This window comes from Mycobacterium sp. IDUB_19 (assembly GCF_055419445.1).
This window is the reverse complement of sequence record NZ_JBVAXR010000007.1, coordinates 68,201-90,177: the sequence shown is the minus strand read 5'-3', so window position 1 is coordinate 90,177 and position 21,977 is coordinate 68,201. Positions and strand designations below refer to the sequence as shown.

At 64.3% G+C, this 21,977-nt stretch carries 22 protein-coding genes; 9 read left to right on the top strand and 13 right to left on the bottom strand.

What is annotated here, in order from left to right; all coding sequences use genetic code 11:
* The 5 genes from ACZY0B_RS08540 to ACZY0B_RS08520 form a co-directional block, all read right to left on the bottom strand.
* Positions 1–870 carry an ABC transporter permease gene (locus tag ACZY0B_RS08540; RefSeq protein ID WP_463763653.1) on the bottom strand — a complete coding sequence of 290 codons (870 nt, stop codon included), beginning with the start codon at positions 868–870 and terminating at the stop codon, positions 1–3.
* A gap of 1 nt (position 871) precedes the next feature.
* Positions 872–1,666: an MlaE family ABC transporter permease gene (locus ACZY0B_RS08535; protein WP_463763652.1), complete on the bottom strand. Its 795-nt coding sequence runs from the start codon at positions 1,664–1,666 to the stop codon at positions 872–874.
* A 409-nt stretch (positions 1,667–2,075) separates the two neighbouring features.
* A complete protein-coding gene (locus ACZY0B_RS08530; RefSeq protein WP_463763650.1) occupies positions 2,076–2,747 on the bottom strand; it encodes a TetR/AcrR family transcriptional regulator in 672 nt (223 codons plus the stop codon).
* 240 nt (positions 2,748–2,987) lie between these two features.
* On the bottom strand, positions 2,988–3,305 hold the full coding sequence (locus tag ACZY0B_RS08525) for a hypothetical protein (RefSeq protein WP_463763649.1): 318 nt from the start codon (positions 3,303–3,305) through the stop codon (positions 2,988–2,990).
* A 180-nt stretch (positions 3,306–3,485) separates the two neighbouring features.
* Positions 3,486–5,348 carry a pyruvate kinase gene (locus tag ACZY0B_RS08520; protein ID WP_463763648.1) on the bottom strand — a complete coding sequence of 621 codons (1,863 nt, stop codon included), beginning with the start codon at positions 5,346–5,348 and terminating at the stop codon, positions 3,486–3,488.
* A 378-nt stretch (positions 5,349–5,726) separates the two neighbouring features.
* On the opposite strand from ACZY0B_RS08520, the gene gap reads away from it, so the two are divergent.
* Positions 5,727–6,743: a type I glyceraldehyde-3-phosphate dehydrogenase gene (gene gap / locus ACZY0B_RS08515; protein ID WP_463763647.1), complete on the top strand. Its 1,017-nt coding sequence runs from the start codon at positions 5,727–5,729 to the stop codon at positions 6,741–6,743.
* Positions 6,744–6,753: 10 nt separating this feature from the next.
* Here gap and ACZY0B_RS08510 read toward each other — a convergent pair whose 3' ends face one another.
* On the bottom strand, positions 6,754–7,749 hold the full coding sequence (locus tag ACZY0B_RS08510; RefSeq protein WP_463763646.1) for an Acg family FMN-binding oxidoreductase: 996 nt from the start codon (positions 7,747–7,749) through the stop codon (positions 6,754–6,756).
* 145 nt (positions 7,750–7,894) lie between these two features.
* On the opposite strand from ACZY0B_RS08510, the gene ACZY0B_RS08505 reads away from it, so the two are divergent.
* On the top strand, positions 7,895–8,866 hold the full coding sequence (locus ACZY0B_RS08505; RefSeq protein ID WP_463763645.1) for an aldo/keto reductase: 972 nt from the start codon (positions 7,895–7,897) through the stop codon (positions 8,864–8,866).
* Positions 8,867–8,873: 7 nt separating this feature from the next.
* On the opposite strand, the gene ACZY0B_RS08500 is transcribed toward ACZY0B_RS08505, so the two are convergent.
* Both ACZY0B_RS08500 and ACZY0B_RS08495 read right to left on the bottom strand, forming a co-directional pair.
* A complete protein-coding gene (locus tag ACZY0B_RS08500) occupies positions 8,874–10,007 on the bottom strand; it encodes a phosphotransferase (protein ID WP_463763644.1) in 1,134 nt (377 codons plus the stop codon).
* A 106-nt stretch (positions 10,008–10,113) separates the two neighbouring features.
* Positions 10,114–10,734, bottom strand: a complete 621-nt coding sequence (locus ACZY0B_RS08495; RefSeq protein WP_463763643.1) for a TetR/AcrR family transcriptional regulator — start codon at positions 10,732–10,734, stop codon at positions 10,114–10,116.
* Between the two features lie 138 nt (positions 10,735–10,872).
* Here ACZY0B_RS08495 and ACZY0B_RS08490 point away from each other — a divergent pair, with 138 nt between their 5' ends.
* Both ACZY0B_RS08490 and ACZY0B_RS08485 read left to right on the top strand, forming a co-directional pair.
* Positions 10,873–12,003, top strand: a complete 1,131-nt coding sequence (locus ACZY0B_RS08490) for an Rv3169 family protein (RefSeq protein WP_463763642.1) — start codon at positions 10,873–10,875, stop codon at positions 12,001–12,003.
* Positions 12,000–13,070, top strand: coding sequence for a phosphotransferase family protein (locus ACZY0B_RS08485; protein ID WP_463763639.1), 1,071 nt, complete (start codon positions 12,000–12,002; stop codon positions 13,068–13,070). Before ACZY0B_RS08490 ends, ACZY0B_RS08485 begins: the two co-directional genes overlap by 4 nt.
* A 126-nt stretch (positions 13,071–13,196) precedes the next feature.
* Here ACZY0B_RS08485 and ACZY0B_RS08480 read toward each other — a convergent pair whose 3' ends face one another.
* The 3 genes from ACZY0B_RS08480 to ACZY0B_RS08470 all read right to left on the bottom strand — a co-directional run bounded on the left by ACZY0B_RS08480 (position 13,197) and on the right by ACZY0B_RS08470 (position 15,744).
* A complete protein-coding gene (locus tag ACZY0B_RS08480) occupies positions 13,197–14,309 on the bottom strand; it encodes an NAD-dependent epimerase/dehydratase family protein (RefSeq protein ID WP_463763637.1) in 1,113 nt (370 codons plus the stop codon).
* An 8-nt stretch (positions 14,310–14,317) separates the two neighbouring features.
* Positions 14,318–14,848, bottom strand: a complete 531-nt coding sequence (locus tag ACZY0B_RS08475; RefSeq protein WP_463763635.1) for a nuclear transport factor 2 family protein — start codon at positions 14,846–14,848, stop codon at positions 14,318–14,320.
* A gap of 86 nt (positions 14,849–14,934) precedes the next feature.
* Positions 14,935–15,744, bottom strand: coding sequence for an acyl-CoA thioesterase (locus ACZY0B_RS08470; RefSeq protein ID WP_463763633.1), 810 nt, complete (start codon positions 15,742–15,744; stop codon positions 14,935–14,937).
* Positions 15,745–15,871: 127 nt separating this feature from the next.
* Here ACZY0B_RS08470 and ACZY0B_RS08465 point away from each other — a divergent pair, with 127 nt between their 5' ends.
* From ACZY0B_RS08465 to ACZY0B_RS08445, 5 genes are all read left to right on the top strand, one after another.
* Positions 15,872–16,270: a nuclear transport factor 2 family protein gene (locus ACZY0B_RS08465; protein ID WP_463763632.1), complete on the top strand. Its 399-nt coding sequence runs from the start codon at positions 15,872–15,874 to the stop codon at positions 16,268–16,270.
* Positions 16,271–16,382: 112 nt separating this feature from the next.
* Positions 16,383–17,678: an acyl-CoA dehydrogenase family protein gene (locus ACZY0B_RS08460; RefSeq protein ID WP_463763631.1), complete on the top strand. Its 1,296-nt coding sequence runs from the start codon at positions 16,383–16,385 to the stop codon at positions 17,676–17,678.
* Complete coding sequence (locus ACZY0B_RS08455) at positions 17,675–18,694, top strand: zinc-dependent alcohol dehydrogenase family protein (RefSeq protein WP_463763630.1); 1,020 nt, start codon at positions 17,675–17,677, stop codon at positions 18,692–18,694. Before ACZY0B_RS08460 ends, ACZY0B_RS08455 begins: the two co-directional genes overlap by 4 nt.
* Before the next feature lie 19 nt (positions 18,695–18,713).
* Positions 18,714–19,325, top strand: a complete 612-nt coding sequence (locus ACZY0B_RS08450; RefSeq protein WP_463763628.1) for a TetR/AcrR family transcriptional regulator — start codon at positions 18,714–18,716, stop codon at positions 19,323–19,325.
* Positions 19,326–19,337: 12 nt separating this feature from the next.
* Positions 19,338–19,931, top strand: coding sequence for a TetR/AcrR family transcriptional regulator (locus ACZY0B_RS08445; RefSeq protein ID WP_463763627.1), 594 nt, complete (start codon positions 19,338–19,340; stop codon positions 19,929–19,931).
* Here the strand turns inward: ACZY0B_RS08445 and ACZY0B_RS08440 are convergent, their stop codons facing one another.
* Together ACZY0B_RS08440 and ACZY0B_RS08435 are read right to left on the bottom strand one after the other, a co-directional pair.
* Positions 19,932–20,696, bottom strand: coding sequence for an SDR family NAD(P)-dependent oxidoreductase (locus tag ACZY0B_RS08440; RefSeq protein ID WP_463763626.1), 765 nt, complete (start codon positions 20,694–20,696; stop codon positions 19,932–19,934).
* Positions 20,693–21,724, bottom strand: coding sequence for a phosphotransferase family protein (locus tag ACZY0B_RS08435; protein WP_463763624.1), 1,032 nt, complete (start codon positions 21,722–21,724; stop codon positions 20,693–20,695). The genes ACZY0B_RS08440 and ACZY0B_RS08435 overlap by 4 nt, the downstream gene beginning before the upstream one ends.
* Positions 21,725–21,977 lie beyond the last annotated feature (253 nt).

Here is a 21,977-nt window from a genome sequence, read left to right as displayed (position 1 = left end):
CTACACGGTGAGGTTGAAGTTCGGGCTTTTGCCGTAGACCGCCATCGCGGTCAGTACGACCACCAGGACGATCGTGATCAACGACAGTCGCATCGACCGGCCGACCGCTTCACCGACGCCGACCGGCCCGCCGGTGGCGGTGTAGCCGTAGTAGCAATGGGTGGTCATCACGACCAGCGCAACCAGGATCACCTCGGCGAACGACCAGCCCACGTCGGTGAGGCGCAGGAAGGTGTGGAAATAGTGGTTGTACGTGCCGATGGACTGCCCGTAGAACAAAACCGTGGTGACCTGCTGGGACAGGAAGGCCATGGTCATCGCGAACCCGTAGAGCGGGATGATGACGACGAGACCCGCCACCACTCGGGTTGACGCCAGAAAGGCGATCGACCTCATACCCATCACTTCCAGGGCGTCGATCTCCTCGCTGATGCGCATGGCGCCCAGTTCGGCGGTGGCGCCGGCGCCGACCGTTGCGGCCAGCGCCTGACCGGCGGCCACCGGTGCCACGAACCGCACGTTGACCAGCGCGGCCAAGAATCCGGTGAATGCCTCGACACCGATGTTGCCCAGCGTCGCGTAGCCCTGGATGGCGACCAGCGAGCCCGCGGACAGGGTGATGAAGCCGACGATGGCGGCGGTGCCACCGACCACGGCCATCGCGCCGGTGCCCATCCCCATCTGGGCGACCATCCGCAGCAGCTCTTTGCGGTAGTTGTGCAGGGCGTAGGGGATCTGCCCGATTGCGTTCAGGGCGAACCAGACCATTTGTCCGATCTCGACCATTAGCCGGACCGGGGCCTCCCCGTATCGACCGAGGGTGGCGGTCACCCGCCCGAAGCGGACATGCCGTGCGGCAGCCGTCGCCACGTCAGCGCCCCGTTCCGAACCGGACACCGATGGTGGTCAGCGCCGCGTTGATCGCGAACAGCGCGATGAAACACAGCACCACCGTCTCGTTGACCGCAGTGCCCAGGCCTTTGGAACCGCCGCGGACGATCAGCCCGCGATAACAGCCGACCAGGCCGGCAATCAGCCCGAACGTCGCGGCTTTGATAAACGCGATCACCACCTCGGGCAGGCCGGTGAGCGCAGTCAACGTCGAGAGGTAGGCACCGCTCGAAACGTTCTGCAGGTAGACGCTGAACAGGTAGCCGCCCCCCAGGCCGACGGCGACCACGAGGCCGTTGAGCAGCACGGCGACGATGGTTGAGGCGACCACGCGCGGCACCACCAGCCGGTGGATCGGGTCAATGCCGAGGACCTCGAGCGCATCGATTTCCTCGCGGATGGTGCGGGCGCCGAGGTCGGCGCAGATAGCGGTGCCCCCGGCGCCGGCAACAACCAGCACCGTCACGATCGGGCCGAGCTGGGTGACCGCGCCGATCGCGGCACCAGCACCCGAGACGTCGGCGGCGCCGATCTCGGCCAGCAGCAGGTTGAGCGTGAAGATGAGCAGCACGGTTTCCGGGATGGACACCGCGATGGTGGGCAGCAGCGAGACCCGCATGAGGAACCAGCCAGTCCAGATGAACTCGCGCCATTCGAACGGCTGCCGCAGGGCTTTACCCGTCAGCACACACATTCGGAAGAACCCGCCGGCCACTTCGGCCCCGGGCCTAATCCTGTCGAGTACTCTGCCGCCAATCACGTTCGATGTCGTCATGAGCGCTCGCAACGTAACGGTGCCGCGAAAAGCGCTTCGCTAGAGGGTATTTCAAGCCTTGCGTGAGCAACGGCGATTTCCGACCGCTTCGTACCACGTTCCGGAGTCTCGGTTCCCGCCCTCCGGCTCCACGTCCTCCGCGTTTGCGCCACGCAGCAACTATGGCATTAGACCGTACGGTCAGTCAATAAACATGCACACAAGTTTCACGGGCCCGAACTTCTCGCGCCGCCAACATCTGTGGGCCGTTACGGGACGTTTTGCGCTTCCTCGGCTAGCCGGCGGGGGTTCAACCCCGCCCCGAACACGGTGCCGCGCCAAACAGATGGCCGAGCAGACGTACAGTGCTTGAGGCTGAATCGGCTACAGCTAATTAGCTTCTCGCGCAGAGCATTCTGGTTCTACGCGGTCAATGTGTCGCACCCGTTACCTCGGCCAGGCATTCGCGCACCACCGAGACGACGTTCGTGGAGGGGTTCGCCCACTTGCTCAGCCCCAAGCGGTCGAGTAACAGTCCGCCGAGAAACACATCGACGAAAGCGGCGCCGATTTGTTCGGGTGTCCGGGATTCGGCGGGATCGAACCATACCCACATCCACTGCAACGATCCCCACAACTGCAGTGCCGCCAGTTCGATGTCCACGTTTCGGAACACACCGCTCTGGATCCCGTTGTCGATCTCGTCAATCGCGAGTGCTTGCAACTGATCGCGCAACTTACGCACTTGCTGCATCGCCGGGTCATCGGACAACTGAACCACCTCGCGCTGGCTCGCCACCGTCGCGTCGCGCGCGATCACCTGTAGCAGCGCGGCGGCGTAAATGAGTGCGGCGATGCGTTCGTGCGGGGCGGCCAGTCGATCCCATACCATCCGCATCACATCGAGCTGAAGGGTCAGGTGGGCTTCCTCAAGCTCTCGCAACATCTGCGCTTTGGTTCCGAAATGATGAACGATGGTTCCCTTGGACATGCCGAGCTCGTCGGCGATGTCGCCCATATTCGTTCTGTCGTAGCCGCGTTCGGCGACATAGCGGACAAACGCGTCGAGGATTTCGCCACGTCTACCAGGCGATCGGGGCATCTTCAACCCTTCGGCTAACCGTACGAACGGTCTATCATAACGTCAAAGACGGGAGAATCCCCCAACTGATTGAGCGCGGCGGGTCGACACTTACCGTTCTTTCGCCCAGCACGCCGAACCCGGCTGCCGATTTAACGGTGGCGGTCGGGATCTACCGGCCCTGCCTGTGCGCATAGCAGCGATCTCACAACAGAGGCGACACGCCGCATTCAAGGTGACGCTTGCCGGGCGTCCGATAGCTCACAGGGCGTGCAATGCCCTGGAGCCGCTGGACCCGTCCGGCGCGGTGACGACATACGTGTTCGCACCAGGTGCTGACCTGATTTCTCCGGCGGTGTACACGGTCATGAGTTCTCTGCCATCACTATCGGCAATGCACACATAGGTGTCGGTCTCAGCGTCGTAGTCGAAGCTGTCCCAAGCCAATACGAACGCTAAGCAGTTGCCGTCGCGGTCTGTGACGACGAGCTTGTGTACACCTGACTCCTTTAATAGTTCGGCGTCCTGCGCGTGCTGCCGGGGGGCCCGGGTGTTGTGGACCGTTACGCTGTTTGACATCTGCGTACTCCTTTAGCGATATTGTCTCCGTCTGATCCGGGCGCTCAAATACTCCCAATCTGCCGGACAGTACTCTCCTGATAGCGCCCCGACCAGGGCATTACGGCCCCTCAAGCGAGGTCGTAAGTCGCTTTGCAAACAGCGTGTCGTTCGGCGCGGCGCGGCCGCCGTTCGTCACCGCTAGTCGCGATGTGAGCCGGGTTGCCAGGAGTGCAGGGATCCCAGCAGTGCGTTTTTCTTGTAGTGGTGGTCGGTCATTCGACGAAGGATGCTGTCGAGGACGACGACCGCGTCGTTGATATACGGCCCCTTGTTGAGCATCGCGCATTCGGCCCGTTCGCTCATTGCCGCATCGCTAATCTCTGCGCGCGCGGGATTCCCTGTCTTGGTTAGTTGTTCGAGCACTTGGGTTGCCCAGATCACGGGCAGGTGCGCGGCCTCGCACAGCCAAAGAATCTCTTCCTGCAACTCGGCCAGGCGCTCATATCCGCACTCGACGGCAAGATCCCCCCGCGCGATCATCACCCCAACGCGCGGATGCCGCATCGCGGTAAGCAGCAGTTGGGGGAGATGTTCGAATGCTTGCCGGGTCTCGATCTTGAGCACGATTCCCAATGAGTCGCCGCCGAGGCGGCTCAACGCGTCGAGCAACCGTTCGACATCGGAAGAATCTCTCACGAACGACATCTCGACGAGATCGGCCACCTCGACCACCGTCGACAGATCAGACAAGTCCTTCTCGGTCAGGGCGGCGATCGGGAGGTTGGTGTCGGGTACGTTCACTCCCTTGCCGGCGCGGAGGCGCGACCCCGCGTCTGCCGCGTGGTCGATCCGTAACCTCAGGACGCCGGGACCCACGCTGACTATCTCGCCGCCGATCCGGCCGTCATCAAAATGCACCTTGTCCCCAATGTGTGCATGGTCGAAGATCTCGGGCAACGTGCAACCAATGCGCGGAACAAAATCGGCGGCCAGGGGTGCAGGCGAACAATCGCTGGTCAAATCGAGGATGTCTCCGCGATGCAGTACAAGGCTCTGTTCGGTTTGCGGAAGTTCTCCGAGGTATGTCGCATCCTTGACGCCGTGGACGCGCAGCTCCGTTCCAGTGGCGAGATAGGTGGTCTTGTCGGCAACGACGACGAATCCGCCTGGGGCACCTGATTTCTGAGCAACGGCTTTCAGCGCCAGCCGGCGCTTTGCGCCCCGGGTGTCGTGCAGGAGCAGAACGTCGTCGTCGTGGCGGCGGCTGAGCCATTGCTTGGCCACGGGCAGCGACACCATGCCGGCTTCAGGTGGGTCGATCGGATCTTCCGCCGCCGTCAACCATGCCCGCGCCGGGGCGGTCTCCTGCCCAAGCGCGTTCCTGCGTGGCTGGAGTTTTACGCAGCGCGGCCCGGGTTCAAGCGGTCCAGTCCGTAGCTTTGGGCCGGCAAGGTCCATCGCGATCGAGCAAGCTCGGCCGGTCGCTTCGGCCGCTTGCCGGACGTTTCGTGCCATGGAGCGCCACGCCTGAGGATCGTCGTGCGCGCAGTTGATGCGCGCAACGTTGACGCCGCGTTCAATCAACCCGCGAACCAAGTGCGGATCGGTTGCAGCGGAGGAGGGGAGTGTGACCATGATGCGGGTCGCGCGATCGACAGGCTCAGGGCCAAGCAGCTGCTTCGTTCGGTGGCGGAGCAGTTCGGGACCGTACTCGACGTTGGCGCCGGTCACAGCGGGCTGTTCCCAGGCGTCACCGAGCATGGCACAGATCGCCGACCTCACGAGGCATAGGGTGGCCTCGACATGAGGCTCGCTTCGACCTAGCGAGGACAGCCCGAAGGCAGCGAGCCGGGTCTGCAGGTCGCGGAGGTCACATTGGCGAATAGCCCAATAGTGCAGCATGTTTCGAGCGCTCGATTGATTCTGGGACGCTACGCCCGCCAGCCAACGGGACCACAGTGATTCAGCAGCGGCTAATCGCGCCAAGAGATCGTCCACGTCGTCGCGCAACTGGCTCAAAAGCCGGCTCGCGGTTGTAACGTCGGTCTGCGTATCTGGCACCTGCGCTCCAAATGTATTCGAGTGCTCTGATGTCCGGCGACGGTAGCGATTGAGGGCGGAATACCGTGAACTTCCCAGCGGTCGCGACGGTGCTGCGCGTGGTACTCGCCAGTCGGAGGCTGCGTCGACTCCGTTGTCCAGCCTGAGGTTACGGAGATCCCGACGAGGGCCCTAGGGGCATTGGTCCCCAAGCCCGTTGGTTCAGCCGACGCTTGGGGAAACGCAGGGTGTCGCCCGTTTGGCCGCAAGCTTTCGCTGACCTGAACTCCGCGAATGCGGGGACTTTGGCCTCTGCTGCTCAGCCCTACGTGCGGTCAGACTTGTGGTGGCGTGCAACAGATGCTGCGCCGCAGACCAAAGAACCAAAAGGAGATCACCATGGCGATCCGGGTGGGTGTGAATGGCTTTGGGCGAGTCGGCCGAAACTTCTTCCGCGCGGTGGATATACAACGCGCCGCGGGCACCAGCGACATCGAGATCGTCGCGTTGAACGACCTCACGGACAACAAGACTCTGGCGCATCTGCTCAAATACGACTCCGTGCTCGGACGCTTACCGCACGACGTGTCGGTCGACGGCGACGAGCTTGTGGTCGGAGAGCGGCGAATCAAGGCGTGGTCCATCGCCGACGGGCCGGCGGCGCTGCCGTGGGGAGATCTCGGCGTGGATGTCGTGATCGAGTCGACCGGTCGGTTCACCGCGGCAGAGCAGGCCCGCGGCCACCTGCACGGCGGCGCGAAGAAGGTGGTGGTGTCGGCGACGTCGAAGGGTGCAGACCTCACCGTCGTGATGGGTGTCAACCACCGCGACTACGACGGGACGCAGACCGTGGTCTCCAACGCCTCGTGTACTACGAACTGCCTGGCGCCGATGGCGAAGGTGCTCGACGAGGTGTTCGGAATCGAGCGCGGACTCATGACCACCGTTCACGCGTACACGCCGGACCAAAATCTCCAGGACGGGCCGCATCGGGACCTTCGCCGGGCCCGCGCCGCGGCGATCAACGTCGTGCCGACGTCCACCGGGGCCGCCCGCGCGATCAGCGTGGTGCTGCCCCAGCTCGAGGGCCGGCTCGACGGGTACGCACTGCGGGTGCCGGTGCCCACCGGTTCAGCGACTGATCTCACCGCCATCGTCCGCGAGCCGTGCACCGCCGAGGCGGTCAACGCCGCGTTCGCAGCAGCCGCCGGTGGTGAGCTGAAGGGCTTCCTCACTTACACCGAGGATCCGATCGTCTCCTCCGACATCGTGACCGACCCATCGTCGTGCATCTTTGACGCCGGGCTCACCAAAGTGACTGGCAACCTGGTGAAGATCGTCGGCTGGTACGACAACGAGTGGGGTTACTCGAACCGCCTCGCCGATCTGACGGGCCTGGTGGCATCCACCCTCTGAGGCTTATCGCTCAACCAGGTGTAGCGGGGTTAAATGTGAGAACTTCGCTGAGTGGCCGCCGCGGTGTCATGGCGGGCACCTCGTCCGGTACCAGGGACTCGCCGACGCGGATCAGAAGTTGCGGCATGGCCGCCCGTCCGGTCAGAGTGCCGATGAGATCGCGGCTGGACCATAGTTCGGTGAGTTGGGTCAGTGTGCACGTCGCCATCCCGGCCACCGTGCACTCCAACAGCACCGAGGACAAGGCTTCGCCACACCGCAAGGCGTCATCGGGGGTATCACCGTCGGTCGACAGAACCAGCACCGTCGATTGGTCTCTTCCAAAGCTGGTGGGCCGCTCGTCGTGCCGGCTCACCGGAAAGCTTCGTCCGATGTCGACCCGATCACTCTCGGCTGCCGACAACAGTGAACTGCGCGGAATTCCATCGGAGCTCTCGAAATGACCAGTCCACCAGTCTAATTCGGTATGATACGAAGTATCGTAGAGCCGCAGCGACTCGGTGAGGCGCGATGCCCTCGCCAGTTGTGGGCGCAGCTCGTCGGGTATCACATCGAGGTGAATTGTCGCGGCACCGGCGGCGTTGCGCAGCACCGGTTCGAAGGATTCCCAGTTTCTCGGTGGGGCGAAGGGGAGCCGATCGGTGCGGCGGTCCAGGATCGCGTCGGCCCGTCGGCGATGGTCATCGGTCACAACGCTCAGCGGGCTGAGATCGAGTGATGCGAGATGATCGGAATCTTTCGGGTTGGGAAATCGGTCGACGTGGCTTGCCCACCCAACCGCTTCCAACGCGACACGCAGATGGTCGAGCACGGCACCGCAACTGATGAGGGCCTCGCGCCCCGACTTGTCGGTAGAGGGCAGAGTCCGGCTGTCATCGATGTAGAGGGACAACCGCGAGCCGGTGGCGACCCATTGCCAGGGCTGGCTGTTGTGCAGCGACGGGGCCCGGCATGCCAACTGCACCGCGTCCCTGAGTACGTCGGTGTCTACCAACGCGTCCGGCATGATCAACCTCCAATCTAAGGTCAAATCGTGGAACACGAGCGCAGGATGCCACCAGGGTCGTTGGTCCTCTAGTCCAAGTGCTCTCGATTCTTGAAGTCTGCTGACCGGACAATCGCAAAACGCATGTGAGAACAGGAGATCTGCCATGAAACAGGCTCGCCTCGCCGACCTGCAGGTCGGCCGTATCGGCTTGGGTGCGATGGGCATGTCCGCCGCCTACTCCATTGGCGGCTTCGACGACGCCGAGTCCATCCGCACCGTTCACCGAGCCATCGATCTCGGCGTCACGCTGATCGACACCGCCGAGGTGTATGGCCCCTACGTCAACGAAGAACTCCTCGCCCGAGCCCTGCGGGGCCGGCGAGATCAGGTGGTGCTGGCCACCAAGTTCGGCCTGATCTCGCATACCGGACGTGATGGCCTCGACAGCAGCCCCGCCAGCATCCGCGTCGCGGTCGACGGCTCGCTGAAGAGGCTGGCAACCGACCACATTGACCTCTACTACCAACACCGCCTCGATCGGGGCACCCCGATCGAGGACACAATCGGAGCGTTGGCAGAGCTGATCGCTGCCGGCAAGATTCGGCATATCGGTCTTTCCGAAGTCGGCGTGAACACCATTCGCCGCGCTCAGGCGGTACATCCCATCGCCGCCGTGCAATCGGAATACTCGCTGTGGACCCGCGACCCTGAGGACGGGATATTGGCGGTCCTGCGCGAACTGGGAATCGGGTTCGTGCCGTATTCGCCGCTGGGCCGTGGGTTCCTCACCGGCGCAATCCGATCCACCACCGAGCTTCCCGACAGCGACTATCGCAAGACCAATCCGCGCTTCTTCGACGAGAACTTCCAGCACAACCTCAACAGCGCGGACGAGCTGCGTGAGATCAGCGCCGACGCTGGTGCCACCCCGGCTCAGGTCGCACTGGCCTGGCTGCTGGCCAAGGGGCCCGACATCGTGCCCATACCGGGGACCAAAAAGGTTGCGCGCCTTGAGGAAAACGTCGGTGCCGACGGCGTCGAGCTCACGCCCGAGCAGCTGGCCCGGCTCGACGCACTCACCCCGGCCGTCGGGGGTCATCACGCCGAAGCGCAAATGGGATGGATCGACCGTTGACCGTTGCTTACAACGAACCCTTCAGCGCAGCAACGGTTTCCAGGTCATCAAGGGCGGCGACACCGCGTCGCAAGCCTTCCATGGCGATGCCTTCGACCTGCATTCCGCCCATTCCCGCGGTGATCAGCGGCGCGACGTACGCGTAGAGCGCGCCTTGCCGGTAGCGCAGCCACAGGTCTTCGCGGTCCAGGTCGGGTCCACCGGCCGCGGCAAGCGCCTGGCGATAGACGTCGAGCAGCTCGCGCTGTGCGGTCCGGCGGTCTTCCGGTGTCAAGCTGGTGATCAGGGTGTAGGCCAGTTCGCGGGAAGGATGTCCGCGTCGCACGGCCTGCCAATCCAGCAGTCCTGCCTCGCCATCGCGGAAGTACATGTTGCCCGGGTGGGCATCGCCGTGCATGACCGTATGCGGGGGAGTGTCGATCACCGCGGCGACGGCGCGGTAGTTCTCGGCGATGAATCGGCCGTTCTCCACCGGTATCGAGGTCCGCTCGGCCAGGCGCTTCATCGAGGTCGCCATCAGCGAGCCGGTCAGCAGGGAAGTGACGTCACCCGACGGCGTGTAGAGCCAGTCCAGCTGGCCGCGTCCGGTTTGGCGCATGCGGTCCCAGAAGGTTCCGTGCACGGTCGCCAGTAGCTCGACGATGAGACCGGCCTGGTCGGTGGAGAGCGGGTGCAAGGTGTCGGGAAATACGCACGACTCGGGAAGGTCTTCCAGGACCAGCAGGTACCGACCGGTCCATGTGTCGAACGCGGCCCCGTAGGCGAGCGGGACTCCCGGCAGTTCGTGAGCGAGGTGGCTGTAGAAGCGCACCTCGGTATTGCCCAGCCGGCCCAGCTCACCCATCAACCGGGTGGCTGCGGTCTGCGCCGCGATCTTGACGAATACCGACTCCGGCACGTCGTCCCCGGTCAGCACCAGCCGTGCCCGCGACGAGGTTCCCGCATCGCTGGCAAGGACGCGGATCGACCTGACGTCGCGACCCATGACGCTCGAGAGCGCCCTGGTGTTGAGATCGCCGACTGTGCGGGGTAGCCCCGCCCGGCTTCCGACGATGGCGTCGGTGGTCACCCGGCCGATTCCCCTGCCGAGATGAGCCGCCAGCCCGACCACGGAAAGGGCCTGTTCAACGGGGTTAGTCATCACTATCCATCCTGGCGCGCCGGTAGCGGACCCACGAAGAAGGCGGGCGCGAAATGAGTCGCCAAGACAAAAATAGCTCAATGTCTGGACATCAGACAAAGCGAGACTAATGTCTGACCTGTGGCACCAGGGCCCGCACCAAGAACTGATCGACGAATTCGCGTTTGTCAGCCACGTGCCGGTGCCGCCACGCCGGCGCCAGCAGGAACAACGTCGTGGTGTTCAGCCACTGGACGATCGAGCGAGGATCGAGATCGGCGTAGAGCTTGCCCGCCTCTTTCCAGCGTTGCAGCAGTGGCCCGTAGTGCACCAACAGCAGTTCGACCATCGGCTCCGACCCGAGTTGCAGAGCCGCGGGCACCGCGGTGCTCTCGGCGGCGAACAACGCCTCGTTCAATGCGTTGCCCGCCACCGACTCCACCCGCGCCAGGACCATCTCGGGCAACGAGCGCGCCGGGTCGTCGGGGTGACCCAGCGCGCCGACCAGCTCACCCAGCGCCGAGTCGACCCGCGCCAGCATCAGGCCCAGCAGCACCTCGTCGCGATTGGGGAAGTACCGGTACACCGTCGAGCGGGATACCCCGGCCTCGTCGGCCACTTCGGCCATCCGGATCTGGGCGTTGCCTCGACGAACGATGCAGCGGCCCGCGGCATCCAGGAGACGCCTGCGCGCCTCCTCGTCGTCGAGGATCGCGCGGTCGTCGCCCCACCACCGGCTCGGCTCCATGCAGCGATATTAGGGGATGCGTTGTGCCATTGAGTATCTGATGAGCCAGCTTTGGCAAGAAATTTTTTCATCAATGTTGTGTGACCTCCGAAAGCATTTGATGGCAATAGATTTCGCTATCTCGGAAGAAAGGCATTCATGGGTTACAGCGCCGCCGACGAGTCATTCACCCATCAGCTGCCAACGACATTCGATCAAGTGCACGATCCTGATCCGACATGGTCGGACCGCTGCTACTTTTTCGCCGCCTCGCCGGACGGCACCCTGCTGCTGGCCAGCGGCTACGGCAACAACCCGAACACCGGCACCGGGTTGGGATACGTCAAGGTCAGCAGAGCCGACGGGCGGCATTGGGACCTGCTCTCGGGCCGCCCGATCAACGGTTCCGATCGCGGCGAACTGACCGCCGGGCCGATGAGCTGGACTTGCGTCGAACCCCTGAAGAAGTGGCGTCTTGACGTGGAGCCCAACGATTCCGGCATCGCGTGGGAGCTCTATTACGAGCCGACCGCCCCGATGTGGGAGCTGTTACCCATGAAGGTGCGCGACAAGGACGGTCGAATGCTGGCCGACATGTATCACATGAAAGAGCCGGGCCGGTGGACCGGTTGGGTACAGATCGATGGCGAGCGAATCAGCGTCGACGGATTCCACGGTGGCCGGGATCGCACCTTCGGTGTGCGCGTCTCCGACAAGATCGATTTCTGGTTATGGCTCGACGCCGGTTTCGAAGACCGCGCGATCGAAGCGTGGGTCATCGAATCGTCGGACGGCACGGTCAATTACGTAGACGGCGGGATCACCCACAGTGACGGCACGCTGTCGAAGCGTTTCGTGAAAATCGACCATGATGTCGAATTCGACGGCGACAACAAACGGCCCGCCCGCGCGGTGCTTGTGTTCACCGACGAGGACGGCAAGACCTACCGGGTCACCGCCGACACTGTTCACCAGGACGTCAACGCCTACTACGGACTGCCGATGGGGCACTGCCAGTATCAGGATCTGGGCGAAGGCGCGTACTTCATCCACTTCGGCTGGGACAGCAATGATTCCGCGCAACTGGCCGAGGCAGAGGATAAATCGATGGCGCTGGATCAGTTGATGCGCTTTGAACTCGACGGCGACACCGGTTGGGGCATCTTCGAGTTGCTGATGGGCGGCCAGGGCTACGCCCGCTACCCGAACTGGGCAGCCATGGACATGTCGGCCTTCACCCAGGACAAGACCCCGGTCGAACGGCTGCCCGACGATGGAGTACGCCAATGACGCTGAACACCGAGGTGACCGAGCGCTTGACCGCCTGGCTGCGCACCCGATTGCCCGATGCCGACGATGTCCGGGTCGAGGGTCTTGACCGGGTGAATTTCGGACATTCCGCCGAGATGATGGTGCTCACGGTCGTAACCGGAGACACCCGTCGCGATGTCGTGCTGCGGCTGCGTCCCAAATCACCCGCATTGCTGGAACCCTACGACCTCGCGCGCCAGTTCACGATCCTGCGGGCGTTGCAGGACAGCGCGGTCCGCGTTCCGGAGGCGCTCTGGCTTGAGGACAGCGGCGATGTCCTGGGACGGCCGTTCTTCGTGATGGAGCGGGTCGGCGGTGACGTCTATGAAATGGAAGCGCCTGCCGTGGCAGGCGAGACTGTGGTGCGGATGTGTCAAAGCCTGGCCGAACAACTCGCGGCAATTCATTCCGTCGACGTGCAGCAGACCGGGCTCGGCGGGCTCGACGACGGCAGCAACCACCTGCACCGCGAACTCGACCATTGGGCGACCGAAATGGACCGGGTCAAGCGGGATTCACTACCCGCGCTGGAGCGACTCCTCGCGGCGCTACGCGACAGCGCACCTGCGCCGTGCCCAAAAATCACTCTGGTGCACGGGGATGCGAAGCCAGGCAACTTCGCGTTCACCGGCGGTGAGGTCAGCGCGGTCTTCGACTGGGAGATGACCACGGTCGGGGACCCGCTCACCGACATCGGCTGGCTTGAGCTCCTCTGGATGCAGCCCGTCGGCATTGCCAGTCACCCTGGCGCGCTGGACATCGAGGCCCTCCTCGAGCACTACCAAGAGGCCAGCGGGATCGCGCTGCACAACCGCTCCTGGTACCGGGCGTTCAACGCCTACAAGATGGCGGTCATCTGCCTGATCGGCGCGATGCTGGTCGACGCTGGTCACAGCGACGATCAAAAACTCATGCTCGCCGCGTACGGCACCTCGATGTTGACCCAGGTCGGGCTGTCCGAGCTGGGCATCGACGAGCCCCTCGACGACGGTCCGGTCCTCCCGTGTGAGGAACGCATCCAGCAGGTCCAGGCAAACGCCCGCTGAGACGAGCGGGGACCGGCCCGGCCAGTGTCCAAGCGGGGCGGGCCTTGTCGCCTCGGGTTCCGACGTACGAGTCATGTTGTGCCGCAACAGTTCCACCAAGGGCATCGACGACCTAGATGTCGAGCGCTAGTCCGCTTCCTGATCGGCGTGCGCTAGCGCTGCGGGGCCGTATTTCTTTTCGACCAGCGTCCATGGGTCGGCGTAGGGTCCTCGTCCCTCCGCGCGGCGCTGTAGCTTCAGCGCGGTTAGTAAGAGCGGCCGCAGTAACGGACCGAGCACGCGCAACACCAGGCGCAGATTCCCCTGAGTCTCGGCAATCCAGGCCATGGTTTCGGACCAGTCGTGCTCTTGGAAGTCAAGCAGAGCTTGCGATTCGGTGGTGTCGTACCAGCCGGTGAAACTCCAACCGCGGTCGTCGTCGGGGTCACCGGGCAGGCCCGTCGACGGGCCGAGGCGACCCAGGCCGACGGCGGTCATCAGGTCGCCCTCGAAGTCGCTCTGCAGTGCCACGTACGATTCGTTTCCGCCGATGAGCAGCGCCTTGCCGGCAATGGTGGCTTCGCGATCGACACCGTTGGCAAATGCCAGCGCCACATCGCGCGCGTCCACCGCATGCATGCGGTTGTCGTTTGGTAGTGAGCGCATGATCAGCAGGTAGTCACCATTGATGCTCGAGTGGGCGTCCGGCGACATGACCCCGCCGAGTCGGAGGAACGCGTACGGCAGACCGCTGGCACGGATTGCGGCCTCCGCCAGCACTTTATCCTGGCCGTATTGGTCGATGGGATTCACGGGAGTCTCCGGGGTGATCCGCTCCGGTAAGCGGTAGGGGTTACGCGATCCGTAAACGGCGGCGCTGGATGCCATCAGGAACAGCGGTGGGCGAGGTAGTCCCGCTGCTCCCGCCAGGAGATTTTCGGTACCGCCGACATTGACCTTTCTGGCCAATGTGGGGTTTCGGTACGACAGTGGTGAGAGGAGTGCCGCCAGGTGAACGATTGCTCCTGGCTGGTGTGTCGCGATCAGCTCGCGCACCGCATCGGCATCCGTGAGATCGACATAGGCGGGAATCAGTGCCTCAGGCGGGGCGCCGGCCGACAATTCCTGTTCTGCCGCAACGGTTTTCTCATTGCGCAGATCGGTGGCGATGACGGTTCGGCCTCGCTCGAGCAGGATCTGGGCGCAGCGCTTGCCGATCTGTCCGAACGCGCCGGTGACCAGAATGGTGTCGACAGTCATGGGGTCTCCTATTGCGTCAGGTGCCGAGCCGCGAGCTTGGCGGCCACATTGCGGATCCGGTTGGAGATGTAAAGCGAGAAGAAGGGCGTAACAAGGTCTTCGCGCAGTCGAGTCAGCTTGGAGCTCTTGATAAGCCATTGCCCGGCCATGTTTTCGTAGGTCTCTTGGTAGTGGCCGTAGCCCACCAGGCTCAGCCCGGGGCCGAACCGCACGACATCTTGCAGCGCCCAGATGCCGCGCGCCGTGGTCGCCGACGTCAGCTCGATCTCGGGCGCATGCACTTGATGTGCGGTGGCCTGCGCCGGACGTCCGATGCCCTTGCGGGTGAACGCCACGAAGCCGTCAGCGCCGACGATGACCTTGCCGCCGGCCTCCGAGGTATCGCTGACGAAGTCGTCGGTGAAGATCGAGCGCCACGCGGCCCAGTCCTTGGTGTCCAGGTAGCGGCAGTAGCGGGCCTTGAGCTGCTTGATGGACTCGATCGCCAGCAGCGTGGCGGCGTTGTCGTCAGCGATCACGTCGCTCGCGCGCTCGGTCATTGCGGCTCGATTCTGGTGCACCGGAGTTTCGGAAAAGACACGCTCAGCCTGACATTCACGCGCAAGCCTGACACCGGCGGGGCCGATCAGGCCTTGAAGTAGACGATCTGATGCGTGGTGGCCAGCAGGATGCCGTCGCGGCTCCACACCTGTGCGCTCTGGTCGAAGTAGCCGTCGGAGAAGCGGTTGGCGTGGGCGCACGCCAGGACGTAGTCGCCGCCGAGGGCGTCAAGCTGCCTTTGATCGGCATGGAAGTAGGTCGTCATCGAGATCGTCCCGACCGGCACGACACCGCCGAGGCGCTGAAACACCCGCGGGTAGAACACGTCACACAGGGCGGCCAGCGCCGGGTAGTCGACTGGTCGCTGTTCGCAGTCGCGCACCCACAGCATGGTCTCCGATGTCGAGCTGGGCTGGGCGTCGGGGCCGGGAAACGCCCCGTCGGCGAAGCGCATGTCGTAGAGACGGGCCCAAGTGACGACGCCTTCCGGACCGCCAGAGGTGAGTTGTTCGGGGGGAGGCGCGCTCGGCAGACGGGCTTCGGTGTCGGCCCAGCTGTCGCGGCGGGCGCCGAACACCGAGGTCGCGGTGGTTTTGACGTCACCGTCCTGACTGAGTTCGAGGACCCAATGCTGAGTGCTGCGGTTGGTGCGCGCGGCCCGAAGGGAGATGTCGAATCCTCCGTCGGCGACGGGGCCGGCGAAGTTGATGGTCAGTGCCAGCGGCTCACCGATGCGGTCGGGGTGAGTCTCGATGGCACGCAGCAGGACGGCGGTGGTGATGCCGCCGAACGGGCCGATCATGTTGGCCCACTCCGGATGAGTCCGGCCGCGCCTGGTGCAGGCATCGAGGGCATCGAGCTGGAGGGCCCTGTCGAAAGGGTGGGTGGGCGTCATGCTCACGGCAGATTACTTCCCGCCGACCGAACACCGGACACGGGGTCATCACAGTTGCCCGACGCCGCTGGCCCTGGTGAAATCGGTGTTATTTTAAGACCCCGTTGCGGTGCCTGGGAGGGCCGGTATGACAGAGGCGTCGACGCGTGAGTTGCTTACGGCGCTAGTGGCCGCATTCGGTGATGCCGAGCGTGTCACCGAATTGCTAGCGCCCAAGGCGCAGTGGTGGATCACCCCGACTGTCGGCGTGCTCGGCAGCCCGACCGTGGGACGCGACGCGATCCGTGCCGGCATGCGCATCATTTTCGGCCAGCTGTACGCCGACGTGCGGACGACGGTGCATCACATGCTCTGTGACAACGACATGGGTGCCGCGCGCTTCACGATGTCGGCAACAGCATTGTTCGCCGGCGGGCAGCCGTACCAGAACGAATACAGCGTGTGGGTACAGGCGCAGGACGGCGTGATCGTTCGGGTGTGGGAGTATCTCGACGTTGCCCATGCGACAGGGCAATTCAGCTCCTGAGCATTCGTCGGGGCCGGAGTGTTGCGCTGACGCATAACATCATGATTACACTGTAATTTCAGTGTAAGGAAGTGCCGATGTCGCGCGATGCCGCGCGACGGTGAGGAAAGCGATGGCCTGGGATTTCGAGACGGATCCGGATTTCGCTGAAAAGCTTTCGTGGATGCGCGATTTCATCGACTCCGAGGTCATTCCGCTAGAACCCATCCTTTCCGAGATCCCGGCCGACGAGTGGCAGCTGGTCAAGCGCCATTTGCAGGCCAAGGTCAAGGCGCAGGGTTTATGGGGCCTGTTTCTCGATCCCAGCCTCGGCGGCGCGGGACTGGGCCAGCTCAAGCTTGCGCTGATGTCGGAGATCATCGGCCGGTGCATGGTGTCGATGGAGCTCTTCGGGGTCCAGGCGCCCGACAGCGGCAATATGGAGCTGCTCGCGCACGGCGCGACCGACGCACAGAAGCAGCGCTGGCTATATCCCAACCTCAACGGGGAGATATCCAGCGCGTTCGCGCTGACCGAACCATTCCTGGCCGGCGCCGATCCGACGGTCATCGACACCACCGCAGTGCTCGATGGCGAGGACTGGATCATCAACGGCCACAAGTGGTTTACCACCAACGCGTCCTGCGCCGACATCATCTTGGTGGTCGCTGAGACCGACCCGGCCGGTCGGCCGCATCGGCACGCTTCGATATTCGTCGTTCCGGCCGGAACTCCGGGGTTGAACATCGTCCGCGACATCCCGACCATGGCCCATCCCGACCCGGAGTTCGGCCGGCGGGGCAACCACGCGGAGGTCGTGTTCACTGACTGTCGCGTGCCCGCGGACCACCTGGTCGGCCCGCGCGGCGGCGGTTTCGTGCTGGCGCAACAGCGTCTCGGCGGGGGACGCATCCATCACTCGATGCGCTGGCTGGGGCAGGCGCAGCGGGCCCTGGACATCATGGGTGAGCGCGCGGTCTCGCGCCGTTCACACGGTCGGCTGCTGGGCGAGCATCAGATGGTGCAGGACTATATCGCGCTGTCGCACACAGAGATTCAGGCAGCTCGGTTGCTGACGTTCCAAACCGCCTGGAAAATGGACCGCTTGGGTGCGGGAGAGGTCCGCGCCGAACTGGGGATGATCAAGGCGCACGTATCGAAGGTGGTGCTGGCCGTGCTCGACCGCACCATCCAGGTGTGTGGTGCATTGGGCTACTCCGGGGACCTGCCCGTCGAATCCTGGTATCGGATGACGCGATTCGGATCGATCGGCGACGGGCCCGATGAACTGCACAAGTCGGTGCTGGCCCGGCATGTGCTCAAGAAGTACCGGCCGGTGCAGGGTTGGCCGACCGATCACCTTCCGTCGCGGCGCCCGGCGGCGGAACACAAATGGCAGGCCCTCCGTCAAGAGGCAGGTATCGCATGAGCATTCCGGACCGTCAGCGGGCCATCGTCATGACCGGGCCCGGCGAGCCCGTCCAGACCATCGAAAGGCCGGTGGACGAGCCCGGCCCTGGGCAGGTACTGGTCAAGGTCAACGCCTCGAGTCTGAACTTCCACGACAACGTCAACCTGATGGGCCTGTTGCCGGGGCCGTGGCCGCGGGTGCCGATGACCGATGGCGCCGGGGAAGTGGTGGCGATTGGCCCGGGCGTCGACGAGCTGCGGTTGGGCGATCGCGTCATGGGGGCGTTTCACCCAGGGTGGCTCGACGGGCCGCCCAACCCGGAAGCCAAGCGTGAGGTGCCCGGCGACACCTGTGACGGGTGGCTGCAGCAATACCGCGTCGCCGGTGTCGCCGGGCTGGTCCGCACGCCTGCGCACCTCAGCGATGTCGAAGCCGCGACGATCCCCTGCGCGGGCGTGACGGCGTGGAGTGCGTTGGTGGAAGCCAACATCGGCGAGGGCGACGTCGTGGTCACCCAGGGAACCGGCGGGGTGTCGCTGTTCGCCGTGCAACTCGCCCGGACGCGGGGCGCGACCGTGATCTTGACCTCTTCTTCCGACGATAAACTCAAGGTCGGATCGGATTTGGGGGCAACGCATCTCGTCAACTACCGAACCACTGCGGATTGGGAGACCGAGGTCAAGCGACTGACCGACGGGCGTGGTGCCAAGCTGGTCGTCGATCTCGGTGGGCCCGCGACACTGCCGCATTCGCTGCATGCGGCGGCCATGGGCGGCACGATCGCGGTGATCGGTGTGCTCAGCGGATTCGACATGACCTCCATCGCGGTGGCCGAGGTGATGCTGAACAACCTGCGCGTCATCGGAATCACGGTGGGCAGTGTGCGCGCGCACCGTGAGATGTGCGACGTGGTGTCCAAGGCCGGTATCAAGCCGCAAATCAGCCACGTCCTCGACTGGGAGCAGCTCGATGAGGCGCTCGCAGTGATGCGGGCCGGCGAGCACGTCGGCAAAATCGCCCTGATCATCCCGTGACGTCGTGAGGAGGGGAGCAATGCCCAGCGAGCTGGAACTCGATGCGGACCAGATCGTCGCTGCCGCAGTGGAAATCATGCGTGAAGGCGGCCTGGACGCGATCAGCATGCGCAGCGTGGCCAGCCGCCTGGGCGTGACGCCGCCACCCGTCTACTCCCGAATCGGTAACAAGGACGCGCTGATCGACGCGGTCGCCGAGCACGTGCTCGACGATCTCGCGCCCGCATTGGAACGCGACGAAACCTGGCCGGACTATGCGCGCCGCTGGACCCGCCAACTTCGCGCGCGATTGACCGATGCCGCCGACAGCCGGCTTTTCTTGCAGGTCAAGCGTTCGGCGTATCTCAAAGCCTCACGACCACTGCTGAAAAGCATGCGCCGTGACGGCATGTCGACCGATATGTCGGTGCGTGCTTGTCGGCTGTTGACCTATGCGACCGTGGGTTTCGTAGCAATGGATCATCCGCCGAGCGCGAACTCGACGCGCCGGCGAGGCCGACTGGCCGGCAGCGACCCGGCCGGCGTGACTCCCGGGGAAGTCGACGAGCTGTTTGCCATACACATCGACTACCTAATCGAAGGTATCCGCCGCGACGGCGCTTTGCCAGGGGGATTGGCAACCTCGGGCTAGTAGGATGCAGCGATGGCCAAGCCGCTGATCCCGGCCGACGATATCCTCACGCACGCTCTGGACCTGCTGGATTCCGAAGGTATTGAGGCTCTGAGCGTCCGTCGACTATCGGCCGCACTGAAGATCTCACCGCGGACGCTGTATCAACAGGTCGGCAATCGGGAAGCATTGATCAGGGCGCTGGTGGCCCGCCACTTTGCGCAGCTGAAACTCGACTTCAAGGAATACGACACCTGGGAGTCGACGGCGCTGCACTGGTGCCAGGCGTTGAATAATGCCCTTCGCGCCCACCCGTTTCTGACCGAGCTGATGACCATCGATGACCGTAGCGCCGTCACCGATTATGTCAACGCTCTGCTCAAAGCCACTCTGCAGGAAGGGATTCCACGACCGCTGGCCACCGAGTGCTGCCGCGGGCTGGCGCACATGACGATCAACCACACCATTGTCGAGGTGCGCGGGCTGCGTGAACCGGGCCGGTCCGAATCGGAGACGGCCAAGATCGAGCAGAATTTCCCTCGGTTGGTCGAATGGGTGATCTCCGGGGTGCGGGCCGAGGCGGGCGGCGTCGATGCCAAACCGACCCGACGGCGGCGGGCCCGCTGATCAGCCGGAGACGCCGCCGTCAATGGTCATGAGTGACCCGGTGGTGTAACTCGACGCGTCGGAGAGCAGATAGACGATGGCTCCGACGATCTCGTCGGGTCGGCCAACCCGTCCGAGCGCGATGCGGCGCACCAGCTCCGGCAGCAGGTCGGGGTTGCGGACGAAGCCCGACGCCGCGTCGGTATCGAAGGTGCCGCAGATGATCCCGTTGACACGCACGCCGGCCCCGGCGTATTCGATGGCCGAGGCGGTGGTCAACGCGTTCAGGCCGGCTTTGGCCGCCGCGTAGACCGTGGTGACGGGCGTGGGTTTCACCGAAGCCAGCGAACTGATGTTGATGATCGACCCACCGCCGGTCGGGGCCATCGCCGTGGCCGCCAGCGCCGTCAATCGGGTCGGGCCTTTCAGGTTGACGCCGATCACCTTGTCGAACAACACCTCTGAGGTGTCCAGCAGTGAGGTGGCAAGCGGGCTCATCCCGGCGTTGTTGACCAGCCCGTCCAGCCGGCCCCATCGGGAGACGGCGGCCTCGACGACGCCGGGCAACGATTCCCAATCGCCGACATGGCAGGCCAGCGGATGGGCCTGCCCGCCCGATTCGGTGATCTCGGCGGCCAGTGCCTCGCATGAGGCAAGCTTTCGGCTCGCGATCACCACTCGTGCGCCGCGCTCGGCAAGCCCGATGCTCATTGCTGCGCCCAGTCCGCGGCTGCCGCCGGTGACGAGAACAACCCGACCCGCCACGTCGAACAGTTGATCGATCATTGCGCGAACCTCCTTGCGCGGGCGAGTAGTTCGTCGATGACCGGTCCGAAGAACTCGTGGATCGGGTTGCGGGACTCGCCGCGCAGAAACTTGGCGTAGGACGCCTCCAAGACGATCGCCAGCTTCCACGCGCTGAACACCTGATACCAGTCGAATTGTGACAGATCGCGGCCGGTGGCCTTGGCGTAGCGCGCGATCAGTTGACCCGGTGCCTGGCAGTGATCGCGGTCGATGCCGTGCGGTGCGTCAGGCGACCCGAGCGCGATGGGGTTTCCGGGCTCGGGCCAGAAGATCATCGCCCATGCCAGGTCGATCAGGGGATCGCCCACCGTCGTCATCTCGAAATCGACGACGCAGGCGATCCGGGGCGGCGGCGCCGGTGACCAGATGACGTTGTCCAGCTTGTAATCCCCGTGCATGACGGTGAGATCGCCGTCGGCGGGCAGATTGTGGCGTAGCCAGCCGGCGAGCTCGTCCACGCCATCTAGATCGCGGGCCCGGTAGCTCGCCAGTTGAGTCAGCCATCGATCGACCTGACGTGGCAGGAAGCCCTGCGGGTGCGACAGTTCGGCCAGCGCGGTGCCCGTCCAGTCGATCGAGTGCAGCGCAACCAGGGTGTCGATCAGCTGCTCGCCGATCACACCGTGTGACGACGGATCCCCAAGTAGCGCTTCGGGGAGTCCGTCGCGACGGATCACGCCGCCGTCGACGTACGACATCACGAAGAACGGGGCGCCCAGGATGGCGGGGTCGTCGCTGCGAGCCAGTACGGTGGGCACCGGTATTCCGGCCGAGCCCAGCGTCTCCATGATCCGCGCCTCGCGGATGACTTGATGAGCGGTGTCGGAAACGGCCGCCAGTGGGGCGCGGCGCACCACCCAGGCCTGCCCCAGCCGGTCGACGCGGAACATCTCGCAGCTGCCGCCCCCTCGAATGGGGCTCACCGACACCTCGGCGGCCTCGCCCGTCGCTTCGGCTAACCAATCGCGAAACCGCGTGACGTCGAAACCCGTTGCGGCAGCACTCATGCGCCGATCCTCCGATTGCCGGTTAAAATAACGCGGATTCCCTAAACATAGCAGCCCTTGTGGTTCGCTCCCGGGATAGTTCGTAACACGGAGAACCCTTCGAGTGTGCGCATAGGGCGCAAATTTCGGCGATTTCCCGCCGTGGTCGCACACTCGAAGCCGTCAACGCACACTCGATCCTGTGTGACGGAGCTGATCCGTCGATGTGTACAGTCATTAGCCGGAGCTGTACAGTCGCCCAGCACAAGCTCAA